Source organism: Phytobacter sp. SCO41 (assembly GCF_003073275.1).
Lineage (GTDB): Bacteria > Pseudomonadota > Gammaproteobacteria > Enterobacterales > Enterobacteriaceae > Phytobacter > Phytobacter diazotrophicus.
Map to the genome: position 1 here is coordinate 3342547 of NZ_CP027225.1, position 15231 is coordinate 3357777.

At 53.9% G+C, this 15231-nt stretch carries 14 protein-coding genes; 1 reads left to right on the forward strand and 13 read right to left on the reverse strand.

The genetic code is table 11. The features are described 5' to 3' along the window. Window positions 1-5: 5 nt before the first annotated feature. From C5523_RS16200 to C5523_RS27475, 6 genes are all read right to left on the reverse strand, one after another. On the reverse strand, window positions 6-800 hold the full coding sequence (locus C5523_RS16200) for a PP2C family serine/threonine-protein phosphatase (protein ID WP_039079479.1): 795 nt from the start codon (window positions 798-800) through the stop codon (window positions 6-8). Next, complete coding sequence (gene tagH / locus C5523_RS16205; RefSeq protein WP_108701533.1) at window positions 797-2581, reverse strand: type VI secretion system-associated FHA domain protein TagH; 1785 nt, start codon at window positions 2579-2581, stop codon at window positions 797-799. The genes C5523_RS16200 and tagH overlap by 4 nt, the downstream gene beginning before the upstream one ends. 95 nt (window positions 2582-2676) lie before the next feature. Next, window positions 2677-3357, reverse strand: coding sequence for a hypothetical protein (locus tag C5523_RS16210; protein WP_108701534.1), 681 nt, complete (start codon window positions 3355-3357; stop codon window positions 2677-2679). A gap of 13 nt (window positions 3358-3370) precedes the next feature. Continuing rightward, on the reverse strand, window positions 3371-3817 hold the full coding sequence (locus tag C5523_RS16215) for a DUF5675 family protein (protein WP_072039747.1): 447 nt from the start codon (window positions 3815-3817) through the stop codon (window positions 3371-3373). Between the two features lie 52 nt (window positions 3818-3869). Continuing rightward, window positions 3870-4352, reverse strand: coding sequence for a type VI secretion system tube protein Hcp (locus C5523_RS16220; protein WP_039079483.1), 483 nt, complete (start codon window positions 4350-4352; stop codon window positions 3870-3872). Window positions 4353-4759: 407 nt separating this feature from the next. After that, complete coding sequence (locus C5523_RS27475) at window positions 4760-5188, reverse strand: Rap1a/Tai family immunity protein (RefSeq protein ID WP_172960902.1); 429 nt, start codon at window positions 5186-5188, stop codon at window positions 4760-4762. A gap of 292 nt (window positions 5189-5480) precedes the next feature. On the opposite strand from C5523_RS27475, the gene C5523_RS16230 reads away from it, so the two are divergent. Beyond that, window positions 5481-5702 carry a hypothetical protein gene (locus C5523_RS16230; RefSeq protein WP_071195227.1) on the forward strand — a complete coding sequence of 74 codons (222 nt, stop codon included), beginning with the start codon at window positions 5481-5483 and terminating at the stop codon, window positions 5700-5702. A 65-nt stretch (window positions 5703-5767) separates the two neighbouring features. Here the strand turns inward: C5523_RS16230 and C5523_RS16235 are convergent, their stop codons facing one another. The 7 genes from C5523_RS16235 to C5523_RS16265 form a co-directional block, all read right to left on the reverse strand. Beyond that, window positions 5768-6430, reverse strand: coding sequence for a hypothetical protein (locus C5523_RS16235; protein ID WP_052249280.1), 663 nt, complete (start codon window positions 6428-6430; stop codon window positions 5768-5770). Window positions 6431-6524: 94 nt separating this feature from the next. Next, window positions 6525-8024, reverse strand: a complete 1500-nt coding sequence (tssC, locus tag C5523_RS16240; RefSeq protein WP_107223407.1) for a type VI secretion system contractile sheath large subunit — start codon at window positions 8022-8024, stop codon at window positions 6525-6527. 3 nt (window positions 8025-8027) lie between these two features. Further along, window positions 8028-8552: a type VI secretion system contractile sheath small subunit gene (gene tssB, locus C5523_RS16245; RefSeq protein WP_039079487.1), complete on the reverse strand. Its 525-nt coding sequence runs from the start codon at window positions 8550-8552 to the stop codon at window positions 8028-8030. A 62-nt stretch (window positions 8553-8614) separates the two neighbouring features. After that, entirely contained in the window at window positions 8615-9625 is a 1011-nt protein-coding gene (tssA, locus tag C5523_RS16250) for a type VI secretion system protein TssA (protein ID WP_071195225.1), read from the reverse strand. 12 nt (window positions 9626-9637) lie between these two features. Then, entirely contained in the window at window positions 9638-10345 is a 708-nt protein-coding gene (gene tagF, locus C5523_RS16255) for a type VI secretion system-associated protein TagF (protein WP_039079489.1), read from the reverse strand. A gap of 16 nt (window positions 10346-10361) precedes the next feature. Continuing rightward, complete coding sequence (gene tssM, locus C5523_RS16260) at window positions 10362-13976, reverse strand: type VI secretion system membrane subunit TssM (protein WP_108701535.1); 3615 nt, start codon at window positions 13974-13976, stop codon at window positions 10362-10364. Window positions 13977-13978: 2 nt separating this feature from the next. Further along, window positions 13979-15217 (reverse strand): DotU family type VI secretion system protein, encoded by a 1239-nt coding sequence (locus C5523_RS16265; RefSeq protein ID WP_108701536.1) that lies wholly within the window; start codon window positions 15215-15217, stop codon window positions 13979-13981. Window positions 15218-15231 lie beyond the last annotated feature (14 nt).

Below are 15231 nucleotides of genomic sequence, written 5' to 3' on the forward strand. Positions count from 1 at the left end.
CTGTATCAATCACGAAGAGGGAAAAACTGCGACGCTTGCGCCAGCGAGTGCAGAAGCGTGGTGTCCTGTGGAGCACCAACCCATACCGCTACGGCGCTGTAATTGTCCTGCTGATCATGACTTTCCACGTTGGTGCGCAGCAGTATCTGATTCATTAATGTCAGCCATTCATGGGGGGTATTGACCATATGCAGGGACTGTTTCATCTGCTCTTCGCTCACCCCGTGCCAGAAACCGTCGGTGCAGAGCAAAAACACATCGCCATCTTCAATCGGTACCACATCGCTGTAGCTGGCTTCGCGCTCATCATCACCCAGCCCTAACGCGAAATAGAGCAAGTTGCTGTTGATACCCTCGGTCTGGTGTCCGGCGTCTTTCATCTGCTGTACCAGGCTGTGATCGGTGGTGACGTGGTACAGCCACCCGCGGCGAAACAGGTAAAGTCGGCTGTCTCCCGCATGTACCCAGTAGGCAAGATGGTAATCACGGTCAATAAACAGACTCACCATGGTGGTGCCCATACGCTGAAACTGCTCAGCCGCTTTTTGTTCGGTGCGAATGGCATTGTTGGCTTCGTTGATATACTCGCGAATGTATTGCGCATTCAGATGCTGGTCGCCATCGAAGCGGGTGATGATGGCATTGCGGGCGAGCTCGGCCGCCACATCGCCGCCGGGAAGCCCGGCAATACCGTCGCATACCACGAAACATGCGGCGCGCTCGCCAATGCTTTCACCGGTTTGATCCTGGTTACTCGCACGCGCGCCCTGTCGGGACATTGAGGCGGTGCTGATATTCATTGTTGTTCTTCCGATGCGCTTTGTGAATCTTTGTACTGGTTTACTTCCATGTCGTAGGCGTGCAGGAACGCCTCGCCAAACAGCGTGTGGAAGTCGTCATCGATTTCACCAGCCGTTTCAGCGTAAGAACGCACAAAATAGTCCCACAGCGCCGCTTTGCGATTGGAGAGCATGCCAAGACGCGCAGTGGCGCCGTCGCGTTTAGCGTCCTCTTCCAGCAGTTCCGGGTTAAAGGATTGCAGCATGGCGGCGATAATGGCGCGAATACCGGAGATCATCCCTAACTGGTGGGCCTGTAAGTCGATCAACGCATCGCGCACCGACTTTTTCGGCGGCATAAAGCCGGGCATACGGGTACCGAACATCTGCATCAACACGGTTTTGCCGGAAGGCAGCAATTTAAACGGGTTGTTGGCGTCATCAAGCACCATCGTCATGTCCGCTTTTACCCCACGTTTAAGGATTGAGCGTGATGACAACAGCGCCACTGTCCCTTGCGAAAACATGCTCAACATCTGTCCGAGCTGACGCATGTTTTCCCGATCAAACTGCGGCGTGGGCTGCATATCACTGAGCCCCATCCCTTCCAGCAGCGCATCCAGCAGTTCGCCTTTAAGGACATCACCGCTGCTCTCACCGCTGCTGGTCGTTGCAGATTGCGCGCTTTCGCTCTGTACCGGGTCGATACGCAAGCGGCCTTTTGGCGTCTGGGCGGCGGCACGCTGTACGGTTTGCGGCGTGGGTAACGTGATGGGGACATATTCCGGCATCTCGCTGTTGGCTTCCGGCGCCACGGGTTCCGGCGCAACAAACAGCGGCTGCACATCCTCTGGCTCGGTGTGCGGCACGATATCGTCATGCGGCACGACCGGTTCAGGCTGCGGCGGGACAGGTGCCTGCCAGGCCGGTTCCGCTTTCTTCGGCTCAGACGGGGCAACATCATCTACATGGCTTAGCGGCACGGCGCCACTGAGTAGCCCCAGCGGGTCGTCATCTCGTGCCTGCTGCGTGCTCGCCCCGGCACCGCCAAAGAGAGCTAACGGATCCAGTTCATCCGGCGCGGGTGCGTCATGTTTAGCCGTGGGTTCTACGGGCGGCACCAGCGTTGACGGCGTGACATCGGCGAAAATGCTGTCGTTTTTGAACAGCGGTTCGTCGTTAAACAGCTTGTCCGTGTCGATGGTACGCGGCGCGGCAGCGGATTCGTTTTTACTCAATAAGGCCAGCGGGTCTTCCGGGTTGCGTTCCGGCTCTTTCGGCGCGGCAAACGGATTGAGCGCCTGGGGCTCTGGTTTCGCACGGTTACTGGAGATGCTGTCGGAGATGGAAAACTCCTGCATCAGACTGTCCCAGATCTCCGTTGGCACGGCGGTGGTGGCGTTCTCTTTTTTCTCCACCGGGGCCGGATCGGGCGTAAGTCCTGCCTGCACATTCGCCGCCATACGGCTGACTGGCTGGGTGTCCAGGATCAAATCGGTCACTTCAATGCGGTATTCGTCAATATCCAGGATATCGCCATCCTGCAGTTCAACCTGGCGGCCCCGCTCCAGCGGAATGTCGTTGAGTACGACTCGGGTCACATTGCCACGGTTAGTAATGCGGCATTCACCATTCCCGGCGATATGTACGATCGCCTGCAGGCGCGAAATGGCGCGCTCATTGTCCGGCAGCACCAGGTTATTGTCCGTTCCGCGTCCAATGGTGCCTCCCGGCGGATAAAAATCGCAGCGGCTTTGCGGAGGTTGATGGCCGGGTTTATTGGTAACTATTGTGAATCGCATAGCGTATTCCTGCTGGAGTTATTAGCGTTCCGAAAAGGGTCAGTTCTGATAACGCTGGTGCTGGAAAATAAAAATGCCAGTGAAGCCTCAGTGGCTTAATTAATGGGTTGTAAATCATTAAGTTTAATATATCCCCGCGCCTCGCCCAGCAGACCGGGTTTATTTTCATCACGTACCGCAACCTGAATCCAGTTAGCGTTGATTGTTTTTATTTTTACCAGTGGCGTTCCGGGAGTGACAGGCTGTAAATCTTTCGCCCCGTCATCGGGTTGTTGCTTGAAGTGCTTATTCTCTACCCCTGATTTTAGGGTATAGGTCATCATCCAGGGGAAGGCTTCACAACCCGCGTTTTTTTCAATTATATTGGTATCAACAGCGTTTTTAACCGCAGGTGTGAAATGCTTCAACTCGCCAGTAAAGTAACGATGATCGCACTCTGTTGATCCGGTAAGTTTATCGACCGTAATAGCACCAGCACGCTCAATGTGCCCCTCTTTCCAGGTCAAAAACTCAGATGGAAGATGGGTAAAGTAACGCTTGAGTTGCTCAGGTTCAGCGTCTTTTTTGTCAACATTAAGGTTGATGACCTTCTCGACATTGTCGCCATCTTTAGTGACGAAATAACGGTATTTCAGTTCTGGCGTATTTCGCTGACCATCGTCGCTCCATACGGGCAGCCAGTAGACCTGAAGAATACCCTGGTGCAGGGTCTGTTCTGCGGCGGTGGAGAGTGAAGCAAAAAACAACGTGCTGATAACAATAAATGTCTTGAGCATGACCCATCCCTTTCTAATTACTGCAATTTACATAACATGATGTAATCGTTACTGTAAAATTCTCAATACCTTCTTGCGTCAGGAAATTTTTCAGCTCATTCAATTTCGTTACGCTGTTGCCGACAAAGTTATCACCTTTTGATGCGCCAATAAGCAGGCAGCCATCTGTATTGTCAGGGTAATTCCCATTATGAATTAAGATATAACGTGAGACTGGAACGGATGAGTTATAAAGCAAAGGAACAGGATTATGTGATTGTACAGTGGGAATATTACTATTATGCCACTGCAATCTATAAGATCCTTCCGGAATCCTTTTTCTTAGCCCGGATTCCGTCGTATCAGGCCCGGGGCGTTCAAGGATATAACCACTTATCGTACTGCCGGAAATATCATAGGTACTGATCGTTGAACTGTCAGTTTGCCAGAGACGCTTTATGGAGATGAGATAATTTGCCATACACTCCCCTTAACGCTTTCAGCGATCCCTTTCGGGATCGCTGCAAAAGACCTTACGCTTCTTTGTTTTCTTTGATATTCCAGCCGGCACTGGTTTCAGCGCCTTTACCGCCAGAAGAAGACTGCTCCCAGTACTGCTGTTTCACTTTCGCAGCCTGGAATGCGTAAGTTACGCCAACGGTGTCGCCGTTATCCGCACCGGTGTACTGCACGGAAGTTACTAACACTTCTTCCAGCGTAATGCGCGCATATTCAACCTGTTGACCGCCCGCTTTGCAGACAGAAAGCTCAACTTTGGTTAAGTGCTTGCCGCTGGCGCAGTGTTTCAGGATTGCCGTTGTGGATTTGTCAATTAATGCGTTTACATGCAGGTCATTGAAATTAACTTTACCGGCACCACCGCCGCCGCCGACGCTCATATTCCCTGGCTGTGAAGCGCCCCAGGAAAAAGAAGTAATATCAGTCCAGCCGGTGTGGTTAGAATCTTTCGACTCACCCGTAACGCCATCGACCTTCAGAAACATATCAATAGCCATAATATTTACTCTTCGTTAATGATGATTATTGCTTTCGAAAAAGCGTGTATATACCAGTCATCGCTGATGGTATAGAACTAATGGGTAAATATGGGGCCAGCTAAAACCGTCCATATTTTACCTCTCCCTCATATCCGCCATCATGACCCTGACGGATATGCTTTGCACCCTCTGAACAACAAGGGTCGCGAAGATTAACGCTGTGAATTGTCTAATAAAATAATTCTAAAAATAGATTATATTGTGTTCCCGAAACCCGTTTTCCGGATAGCCTGGGAAGAGTTTAATTTACATAACATTATTGTGATGGGCAGTTCCAGATATATCACTACATATATCGCTACGCGTGCGTTCTTTACGCCGCGCCAAAGAATAATGATGCTGTTTTAACGTTTTATAAAACAAGCTCATTTTTTCTGCTCTTTTTTGCAGGGAAAAACAGCAGACAGTGATTCAACAATAAGGGTTGATGCCCGGGTTTTACGCTCCTGCGGTGTTAAATTCGCAAAACGGGAAGAGAGATGTTCATGGGCTGAGGAGGGAAGTAGCCGTTGATAACTGCACCAGGTTTTTCCTTCCGTCGCATCCATCACGCCAAGAAAATACATTTCAGCCTTGATCCGCTCCCGTTCGTTGGTTTTCGAGAACCAGGCTTGCGCAAAACGCTCACTGCTCATATTGACGTCAAACCCTGTCAATAACCCGGTATCTCGCAGAAAATTCGCGGTGTCATCCTGGGGTAGCGGCTCTGCTCGCGGGTATTCATAGGTCTCAGCGTTTGCCAGTCCCGTCGCGAAACAACACAGCAGGCTAAGTGCGATGTAACGTTTTTTCATATCCAGCTCCCTGTTCCCGGATGCGGCAAACCTCACCGAACCTGTTCCTTATGTAGCCCCGGTAAGCGCAGCGCAACCGGGGAAAATATGACCGTCGTCCTTAAAAAACATATCAATAACCATACTGTCTGTTTTTCGTTAATGATGATTATTGTTTTTGAAAAGTACTTCTATGGCAACAGCATCGCATGAGTCCGAATAACACTTTTCATATTGTACACTGGTTTTTACTACATCGAATGACATGCTATTATTCTTTCACTCCCTGCCCTTTCAAATTTAAGGATTGAAAATGAAAAAATTCCTCGCGCTGACTGCAATGTTTATTTTACTGCTTGCCGGAGCGTATACCCTTGTGGATATCATTCAATCGCTCTGGTTGGTTCTTAAATATGAATCGCTCAATCCCTACTCCACCGGCGCATTAACAGGAAAAGTGCTGTTTCTCCTGGTTGTCTGCGGTTTGTTTTTTCTTGTTCGCAGGATTTATAAGAATAAACTCACTCATCGTTAAGGGCCAACCACCCTGCTTCTGTGGTGCCTGAGGCATAAGGATGAAAATACCGTTTGCTGTATTCTTCACGCCTTTGGCGCCCTGGCAACAAAATGGTCAATGATCTGCTCGGTGAACATTCTGTTGGTACTGAGATAATTAATCGCCTCAATCCACGGTTCCAGTACGTCCTCTACCATAAAATAAAGCAAATCCAGATCGCCCGCCTCGCGCAAGGCATAGTAAATAGATTCATTAAGCTCTTTTAGATCCCGTGAGCTATAAATGGACCGTGAAATCATGGCCCCGACACCCAGCACACCGGTTATTTTGGCAGAAAGTAAAAAGCGCGGGATGATGTATGTGCCGAACCAGGAGGCCAGTTCACTGGCAAAAACCGTTTTAAAGGCCAACTTACCTAATTGAGAGCCAGCCACTTTTAGCATTATTTTTTCCAACTGCTCGTGATTTAAGCCGTGGACATAGCGATTGATGACAATATAGATAAGTTGCCAGAAGTCTTTGGACGTCACCCCACGTTTCGTTAGCTCGCCCAGGCGAATGCGCTCCCTCTCATTGAGGCCACTGTTCTCGGTATCAAACATGTCCTTTGCCAGGGTCCACATATCCTGTGGTAAAGAGACAAAGCTATCGATGGCCGCCTGCAAGACGATATCCGCTGCGCTTTGCTTCTCGGGATTTAAAATCTTTAACATCCCCTCCGCTATCTGAACGGGTGAACCAGACATAATGGTGTGCTCCTTGCTAACCAATGGATGAAACAGTATGTATGATGCACGGTGCCGCAGGCATGTTCACGGCCAGCCTGCGGCGTCTCCGCTCTTATGCCTCTTTGGTTTTCAGCGACGGCAGTTTTGATACCAGACGCAGTGAGACAGTCAGTCCTTCCAGTTGATAATGCGGACGCAGGAAGAATTTCGCGGTGTAGTAACCGGGGTTATCTTCAATCTCCTGCACCTGCACTTCGGCGGCGGCCAGCGGTTTGCGCGCTTTGGTCTCCTGAGAGGAGTTCGCCGGGTCGCCATCGACATAGTTCATCACCCAGTCGTTCAGCCAGCGCTCCATTTCATCACGCTCGCGGAAAGAGCCGATTTTGTCGCGCACAATGCACTTGAGATAGTGCGCAAAACGGCAGCAGGCGAAGAGGTACGGCAAGCGGGAGGCCAGACGCGCGTTTGCGGTCGCATCGGCGTCATGGTATTCCGTCGGTTTTTGCAGCGACTGGGCACCGATAAAGGCGGCAAAGTCAGAGTTTTTGCGGTGAATCAGCGGCATAAAGCCATTTTTCGCCAGCTCGGCTTCACGACGGTCGCTGATGGCGATTTCAGTCGGGCACTTCATGTCCACGCCGCCGTCATCGCTCGGGAAGGTGTGGCATGGCAGGTTTTCCACCGCCCCGCCGGATTCGACACCGCGAATCGAGGTACACCAGCCATACTCTTTGAAGGAGCGGTTGATGTTCGTCGCCATCGCATACGCCGCGTTCGCCCACGAGTAGTTGCTGTGGTTAGCGCCATCGGTCTCTTCTTCAAAGTCGAAGCTATCAACCGGGTTAGTGCGAATACCGTACGGCAGGCGTGACAGGAAGCGCGGCATCACCAGCCCCAGGTAGCGGGCGTCTTCCGATTCACGCAGCGAACGCCAGGCTGCGTACTCGGTGTTCTGGAAAATTTTGGTCAGGTCGCGCGGGTTCGCCAGCTCCTGCCAGGATTCCATCTGCATCACACTCGGTGCGGTACCGGTAATAAACGGACAGTGCGCCGCCGCGCCGATACGCGCCATCTCACCCAGCAGTTCCACATCCTGCGGACTGTGATCGAAATAGTAATCGCCAACCAGGCAGCCAAAGGGTTCGCCACCGAACTGACCGTACTCTTCTTCGTAGATTTTTTTGAAGATAGGGCTCTGGTCCCAGCCGACACCTTTGTAGCGTTTCAGAACGCGGCCCAGTTCCGGCTTCGAAATGCTCATAAAGCGGATTTTCAGCATTTCGTCGGTTTCAGTGTTGTTGACCAGATAGCTCAACCCACGCCAGGCGCTTTCCAGTTTCTGAAACTCTTCGTGGTGAATGATCTCATTGACCTGTTGAGAGAGTTTTTCATCAATCCCGGCAATCAGATTCTGAATCGTGCGGTAAGTGTCCGAGGAGAAGGTGACGGTGTTAGCCAGCGCCTGCTGGGCCAGCGTCTGTACCGCAGACTCGACCGCTGAACGCGCCTGTTCCGTTTTCGGGCGAAACTCTTTGCTGAGCAGCGCGCTAAACTCGTCCTGGCTGAATGTTTCGCCCTGCGGCAAGTCTTGCTGTTGGGTTACATTGCTCATGATTTACTCCTCTTTACCTGACGTGCTATCGCGGTTGTCCGGCATCTGGCTCAGCGATTTCAGCAGTGTCGGATCTTTCAGGATTTTAGCAATCAACTCTTCCGCGCCGTTTTTACCGTCCATATAGGTCAGCAGGTTGGAGAGCTGAGTACGGGCTTCGAGCAGGGAATTCAGCGGCTCGACTTTGCGTGCCACCGCATCCGGCAGGAAATCTTCCATGCTGTCGAAGGTCAGATCGACGTTCAATTTGCCTTCCCCGGTCAGCGTGTTGTCCACCTGGAAAGCCACGCGCGGTTTCAGGGCTTTCATGCGTTCATCGAAGTTGTCGATATCGATATCAAGGAACTTACGTTCGTCAACAGAAGGCAGATTCTCAACCGGTTTACCCACCAGGTCGGCCATCACCCCCATCACAAACGGAAGCTGAATTTTGCGCTCCGCGCCATACACTTCCACGTCGTATTCAATCTGAACGCGTGGCGCGCGGTTACGCGCGATAAATTTTTGTCCACTGTTACTCGTTGCCATGATGTTCTCCATCGAAGATGCGCGGTGACGCTATCGGGATTGTTTCACCCTGTCGTCAAAGGTTATGGGTGACGCCCAAATATGTTTTCCAGTTGCTGCACGCCATCCGGCGCCAGATCGCGAACGATCGCCATAAAATCCAGTTCGATCAGCCGCTGTACGCGGTCAATCATCAGCGGGGCGGGATGGCTTGGCTCATGCTGAGCAAAATAGAGCTTCACTTTTTCCAGCATCAGTTGCGCATCGGCGCGACTGTTAAGCTGCACGCTCCGCCAGTCCGTATGATTGACAGGCGCTGCGGCGGGTGTCGTCGCCGACGCCTGAGGAATAGAAGTTGTTGCTGTCTCGTCGGGCTGCGCCTCGTCGCCTGCGCGACCTGCGCGGTTAATCAAGGTTGCGGTCTTAATGAGTTGTTCCATTTCCGGCGCACCACTCTCCCCAAGACGTTCCACCAGCCAGCTACGGATGGTGAGCAACCGCCCTTCGATTTGCATCATGACGCTGGTGGCCTCTTTTCCGGCGCGCGCCAGTTCGTCAACCAGCCGTACGCGTCCGCCCGGAAAATTGGGGCACTCTGTTTTGCTGCCGTCCAGTAGCGCCTGAGCGTCGCGGACTGTCAGCTCATCGCCATTGCTACGCAGTAAAATGGACTGGCGCAGCGTGGCGGTGAGTGTGGATTTATCACTGAGTTCTGCCAGCGCGTTAATACGGTAAAACGGATCTTCTTCACCGTTTTCTGTCAACGCGGGCCACAGATCATCCCAGTAGAGGGCCAGTGCCTGGCCAATAAGTGAAAGCCCGTCTGCATACCCTTCCAGACCACGGCGACGCGTCCAGGCATGGGTCAGCGCCAGCATGACGCGCAGATCTTTGGTGCGTGACAGCAGCGCGGTGGCCAGCTTTTCAACACGCGTCCAGTCTGCCGGCTCTGCGGGAATAATGGTGTCACCAAATTGCTGTTCCGCTTTGCCCTGGCTTGCCTGTTCCAGCGCCTGAAACTCAGCGTCATACTCCAGGTTTTCACCACAGGGCTGCGTCGGGCTGATGGGTTCAAGTAAGGTTTCAAGAGTCATACACAGATTCGCTTAATCAAACATCGGAGGATAAAGACCATGGCGCCCCGGTCGTGCACCGCCTGCCGGATCGAACAGCATGGTAAAAAGCTGCCCGGTAAAATTGCCGCTGTGCACATGCGTATAGAGCGGATAGCCATCGCTACGGTTGGTCCACCAGAAACTGGTCTGGCGCAGCGGGTCAAAACATTCCGCTGCCTGACGCCAGCTCAACGTCGGCGCCGCGTCGCCTTCGTAACCGATAACATCAAGGATTTCCGAGCGGTTTTCTTCTACCACGGGCTGCGGCGTGGGAATCGACAGCAGCGCCTGATCAAGTTGTTCAGCGGAGTAACTGTTGCGGATCGCATGCAGCAGGGTTCGCCCCAGTTGCTCATACCAGTCCCCCGACTGCGCCAGTTGGCGTGGAGACCACTCCAGCGGGTTTATCGCCAGCAGTGCGCACAGCGGATATTGCCGCCCGACGCTGTCGCGACCGGGTAACAGACAGCCCATCTGCACCTGCTGACCACCTAACATTGGCGGCACGACAAAATTCCATATCGGCGCATTGCCGAATTGCCTGTCCGCCGCACGCTCTTGCTCTTTTTGCCAGTTTAGTAGCCCCACCTGAAACCAGTGGGACCATTGACGCTGGAGCGCGTCCGGGAAACGTCGCTGTAAGAAGTCGCCGGCACTGGGCAATTTTCCATACCAGCTAATTGCACTCGTCGTAGTCATTCGACTTTCCTTGCGGTTAAGGGCATGCGAAACGGGGAAGCTGAAACGGGTTGCGAATGCTGCCAGGGATGAACTCAAGCGTGACCTGGTGTCCATCAACGTTGTAGGTTGCCTGGCGGCTCAGGCTACTGCTGCCCGGTGTCACACGCGCCTTGTCAACAAAGCGGTTCAGCGCCCATGCTCCATTGGTCACCAGCGTCGAGGTGGTGCCGTTCGTCAGCCCAAGCTGCATCCGTACCTGGTTGGTTCCGCCCGGCCCTGGCCAGTTCACCAGTTGCACCGCCTGTGGACCGTGGCTGTAACGGAGAATCTGCCCATCCACATCCAGCGTGAGGTTCAAAATCGCGTTGTCCATGCTCACGGTACGCACCGTCACACGATAAGAGGGCGTCGTGCTTCCCCCGGCAAAAAACGCATCACGAATAGATTGCGCCTGTTGAAACGGCGCCAGTAATCCTTCGCTACCTGGCAAGGTCTTACCATCAATGCCCGGCATAAAGCGCCAGGGTGACTGGGTGGTATCCACTTTGCTGGTCAGGTTGTCACGAAAGAAACTGTCCATCAGGCCGGTGCCAGGGGCAAACATGCGCGCCAGATCGTCTGGCGTCACTTCACTGCTGGCGTTACGAACCAGCGGGTAACGACCGGCGATGGCCTGGCGGCAAAAACCGCCCACTTCGACACTGATACGCTTGCGGACATTTTCCAGCTCGCGGCTTTGCGTATCGCTGCTGGCGCCCACCGCCATATTGCTGAACATGGACTGCAACCCGCCGGGCAGACGCCCTGCACTGGCCTGCAGGCGACTGATGGCTTCACCGCCGGGGGCAGGCATGCCGCTGTTGGCCGCATCCTGTACCGCTGTCAGATAGCGATAAAGTTCATCAACCTGTTTTAAAAAATCATCAAACACGATGGTTTTGCCGCCTTTTTCCAGCGGCTTAGCCAGTTCGATAATCGGCGCGTAGTGTTCCGTTACCCGCTGTTCCGGCGTCTGTGCCGTCGCGGCGGCAGGCGCAGCGTTCGCGTTATCACGATTGCCAAACAACACGTTGAGTGTGCGGCTGGTGCTGTTGCCCTCCTCCGGCTTTTTTTCGCCCTCTTCCGGGGTGTCACGGGTCAGCGTCAATACCTGGCTTAAGTTAACCACCAACTGGCGCAGCGGCGAACTGTTGCCCGATAGCAGCCGTGCTGTATTAATACGCTGTGAAAGATTGGCACTGTTGTTGAGCGCAATATCACTCAGGAAGCTGTCCCACTGGTTGATAAAATCCCGCGCGTAAAGCTGGCGTACCGCGTTATCCGTCTGCTGCTGATCTTCTTGTTTGACGGTGGAACCAAGTACCCAGGCATCATCGGTATGCAGCGCGTTGGTCACAGTGCCAATCTGCTTATCGAAATGCTGCCAGTAACCGTCCGGGGTATATAAACCGGGGATACCGTCATTGAGCGACTTACCGCTCTTGCGCGAGAACACCAGCTCACTTTGCGGGCCACCCAGCGAGGTCAGCGAAACCGGCTTGAGGTTTTCATCCGCCGCGAGCAGACGTTTCAGGCGTCCGTAGACGCGCGCCGCGAGCGGTTGCTGGTTGATTAACGCCTGCTCCCTGGCAATCAGTGCTTCATCTTTGGCAAACGGCGAGGACTGAATTTGCGGCTCCAGCAGTTGGGTCAAATGCCATTCCAGACGACGAAGCTGGGCCTGCGTCATGTTCTGCGGCAGATTGCGCTCCAGGTTGAGCATGACCCACTGATGCAGGAACTTGCCGTCATAATGTTTCGGCTGGTAGAGCATCTGATACGCTTTTAACGCTTCGTAGCTGTATTCCACATCGCTGCCGTTATCATTTCGCAGCCAGGTGGTGATGCGTGACGCCACATCCGGTAACAGCAGCTCCTGCAACGCTTTTTGGTACAACGCCTGCGATGCGTCAGAGACGTCATAGCCACGATACAGCCCCATACGGCGAGTCAGTGGCGGGCTGTTAACATCGAAGTCCTCACTTTGCGGCAGCGCCGCGAGGCTGTTTAGCAGCGGCAGTAAGGCAAAGACATCGCCTTGCGAACGCTCGCGCAGCGCTTTAATCTCCTGGCTGATACCAGGCACTTTGGCTTCGACTTCCTGCAAATAGGTTTTGTTGTTGTTGTAACTTGTCAGCCACAGACCGCTAATCACCACCAGCAGAACCAGCAGCGCGGCATAACCGGCCCACATGACCGCCCGGTTGCGCATTTCCCACCAGCGATTCTGCCCGGCAATACCGGCTTCCTGAAAAATAACGTTTTGCAGCAGGTTTTTGATAAAGAAGCTTTGTCCTTTACCGCCGGGTACCGGCTCCTCTTTACTGACGCTATCCCAACTGTCACCGGTATTACCACGAGGAAGCGAGAGTGAACGTCCCAGTTCTCCCATCACCCGGTCAAACGGCAACCCTTCCTGGGTACCGCTCGCCAGATAGATACCGCGCGGTGAAAATTCGGTTTCAAAGTTCGAGCGGGCAAACAGCGTTTGCAGATAATCGGCCAGTAGCGGACGCAGCGCGGCAAATTCCTGAGGGAACAGGTAGCTTTCGGCTCTCGCTTTCGGATCGCTCTCGTGCAGTAAAATATCCGGTAAGGCCGCATCGAGGCGCTGTTGCAGTAACGCGTACTCCTGGGTAAAACGCCCCATCAGGTCAAAATCGGCCTGCTTGCCCTCCTGCCAGGGGAAGGTAAAACCCCAGATCTGGTCACGCTGGGCTTTATCGAACCCGGCAAAATAGGCGCGAAAGCCTTTCAGGAGATCCGCTTTCGTCACCAGCACATAGACCGGAAAACGGATGCCAAGTTGTTCATGCAGTTCGGTCAGGCGTTTGCGTAAATTAAGCGCCTGTTCGCGTGAGGCATCGCCTGACTGGGTGAGCAGGTCGGCAACGCTCACGGTGACAATCACCCCGTTGATGGGCTGACGGCGACGGTATTTTTGCAGAAGGCCGAGGAATTTCAGCCATTCGCTGGCATCCTGCGCCTGCTCGCTCTCCTGGGTGCTGTAACGCCCGGCGGTGTCCAGCAGAACGGCTTCATTGGTAAACCACCAGTCACAGTTGCGCGTACCGCCAATCCCACGCAGCGCCGTTTTGCCAAATTTGTCGGCCAGCGGAAATTGCAGCCCGGAGTTGACCAGCGCGGTGGTTTTCCCGGCGCCCGGCGCACCAATGACGACATACCAGGGCAACTGATACAGGTACTGCGTGCTGAAACGCTGGGTCCATTGCCCGCCACGCTGACCCGGCTGGTTGAAATGCGCTTTTTTCAGCACCTGAGACGCTTCTTCAAAACGGTCAGCGAGGATTTGCTCTTCGCTGTTCAACCGTTTGTGATCCGCCGTCTCTTTCGGCGCATTGTCGCTTTTCAGGTTGTCCATCAGTTTGCGGTTCAGCCACGCGTTGTAAAGACGCGGAATAATGTGGCTTTGCACCCAGATGAAATACATCACCGCGATGGTGATAATTCGGTTTTGTTCAGATTCCAGCGGGCGTGAATCAACGACAGAGAGCAGCGGACCTATCATCCATATCACCGCTGCCAGCGCTGTCATCCCAAGAAAACCCCACAATATGCGGTTCGTCAGAATTGAAAGCAGACTATTCATCCTTAGTTTCCTTGTGGCAATCCGTTCAGTTCGGCTGCCGTATTACCCGGCGAAACCAGTAACGTTATCTCCACGCGGCGGTTGCGGGCGCGGTTTTCCGCCGTATTGTTCGGCGCGATGGGGTTCATTTCACCCCGCCCTTCCGCTTTCACGCGATCCGGCTGACTTAAATGTTTTTGCAACAGCGACTGTACAGAGCGCGCGCGTTCGAGGGACAGTTCATAGTTGGAAGCAAAGCGTGCGCTGCGGATCGGCACGTTATCGCTGTAGCCCACCACCAGAATTTTGCCGCTGACGTTGTTCATGGCCTGCGCGACGCGGTCAATCACCGGCGCGTAGTTTTCACGTGCCACCGTTGACCCCGACGCAAACAGCCCGTCGCCTTTCAGGGTGACAACGCTGCGATCCGTTTCATCGCGCACCGCGACTAGCCCGGCGTCGATCTCCGGTTTCAGGAAGCCGCGCAGGTTAAGCACAGGCGGCAACGATGGCGCAGGTTGGGCAATGGACGCTTCTGGCAATGTGGTCTGGTAAATTTTTGCCAGTACCGGGTTCGTGTTATCGCCAAGTCGCCAGTTAAGAACGATATAAAACAGGCAGGCAAGAAACCCGGCCAGCGCCACACAGGCCCACAGCGGGATCATTGGGCGCCAGAGTTTGCGCAGCACCGGCTGATCTTCCGGATGCGGCGACAACGGCGGCGGATAATTTCCCCGTACGCCGCGAATCATCTGCCACAAACGCTGCTTGATGGTTTCAAGCTGGGTTCGCCCATTGTCCATGACCCGATAGCGACCTTCGAAGCCCAGCAACAGGCAAAAATTAATCAGCTCCAGCAGGACGATATGCTCACGCGGGTTTTGCGACAGGCGCGCCAGCAACTGGAAAAATTTCTCGCCACCCCAGGTTTCGTTGTGAAAGGTCACCAGCAGGCCGCTGCCGGACCAGACGCCACGGCTTCCCCAGGGGGTCAGCGCCGCCGCTTCATCCAGCGCGGTACACAGGCAATAACGCGCCCCGACAATCACTTCATACGCAAGACCCGATTGCTGGCAGCGCACTTCAAAACGGCGAATTTCATCAATCAGTTGCTGGCGCAGACCGGCCTGGTCGTCGTGTGAAACAGAGTGGCGAATCTGCGGTATCGCGTTAAGCAGCGGGTTAGCGGCGGTCACCAGAGGGTTGTTACCCCCCGCGCCCGCAACATCGGCATCACGGCCGTTAGCGTGTTGTTCCTGCATATCTTGCGCTCGCT

What these genes read in the sequence shown, in the direction of transcription:
- C5523_RS16200 (WP_039079479.1), bottom strand. Translation starts at nt 800, where the DNA reads ATGAATATCAGCACCGCCTCAATGTCCCGACAGGGCGCGCGTGCGAGT.
- tagH (WP_108701533.1), bottom strand. Translation starts at nt 2,581, where the DNA reads ATGCGATTCACAATAGTTACCAATAAACCCGGCCATCAACCTCCGCAA.
- C5523_RS16210 (WP_108701534.1), bottom strand. Translation starts at nt 3,357, where the DNA reads ATGCTCAAGACATTTATTGTTATCAGCACGTTGTTTTTTGCTTCACTC.
- C5523_RS16215 (WP_072039747.1), bottom strand. Translation starts at nt 3,817, where the DNA reads ATGGCAAATTATCTCATCTCCATAAAGCGTCTCTGGCAAACTGACAGT.
- C5523_RS16220 (WP_039079483.1), bottom strand. Translation starts at nt 4,352, where the DNA reads ATGGCTATTGATATGTTTCTGAAGGTCGATGGCGTTACGGGTGAGTCG.
- C5523_RS27475 (WP_172960902.1), bottom strand. Translation starts at nt 5,188, where the DNA reads ATGAAAAAACGTTACATCGCACTTAGCCTGCTGTGTTGTTTCGCGACG.
- C5523_RS16230 (WP_071195227.1), top strand. Translation starts at nt 5,481, where the DNA reads ATGAAAAAATTCCTCGCGCTGACTGCAATGTTTATTTTACTGCTTGCC.
- C5523_RS16235 (WP_052249280.1), bottom strand. Translation starts at nt 6,430, where the DNA reads ATGTCTGGTTCACCCGTTCAGATAGCGGAGGGGATGTTAAAGATTTTA.
- tssC (WP_107223407.1), bottom strand. Translation starts at nt 8,024, where the DNA reads ATGAGCAATGTAACCCAACAGCAAGACTTGCCGCAGGGCGAAACATTC.
- tssB (WP_039079487.1), bottom strand. Translation starts at nt 8,552, where the DNA reads ATGGCAACGAGTAACAGTGGACAAAAATTTATCGCGCGTAACCGCGCG.
- tssA (WP_071195225.1), bottom strand. Translation starts at nt 9,625, where the DNA reads ATGACTCTTGAAACCTTACTTGAACCCATCAGCCCGACGCAGCCCTGT.
- tagF (WP_039079489.1), bottom strand. Translation starts at nt 10,345, where the DNA reads ATGACTACGACGAGTGCAATTAGCTGGTATGGAAAATTGCCCAGTGCC.
- tssM (WP_108701535.1), bottom strand. Translation starts at nt 13,976, where the DNA reads ATGAATAGTCTGCTTTCAATTCTGACGAACCGCATATTGTGGGGTTTT.
- C5523_RS16265 (WP_108701536.1), bottom strand. Translation starts at nt 15,217, where the DNA reads ATGCAGGAACAACACGCTAACGGCCGTGATGCCGATGTTGCGGGCGCG.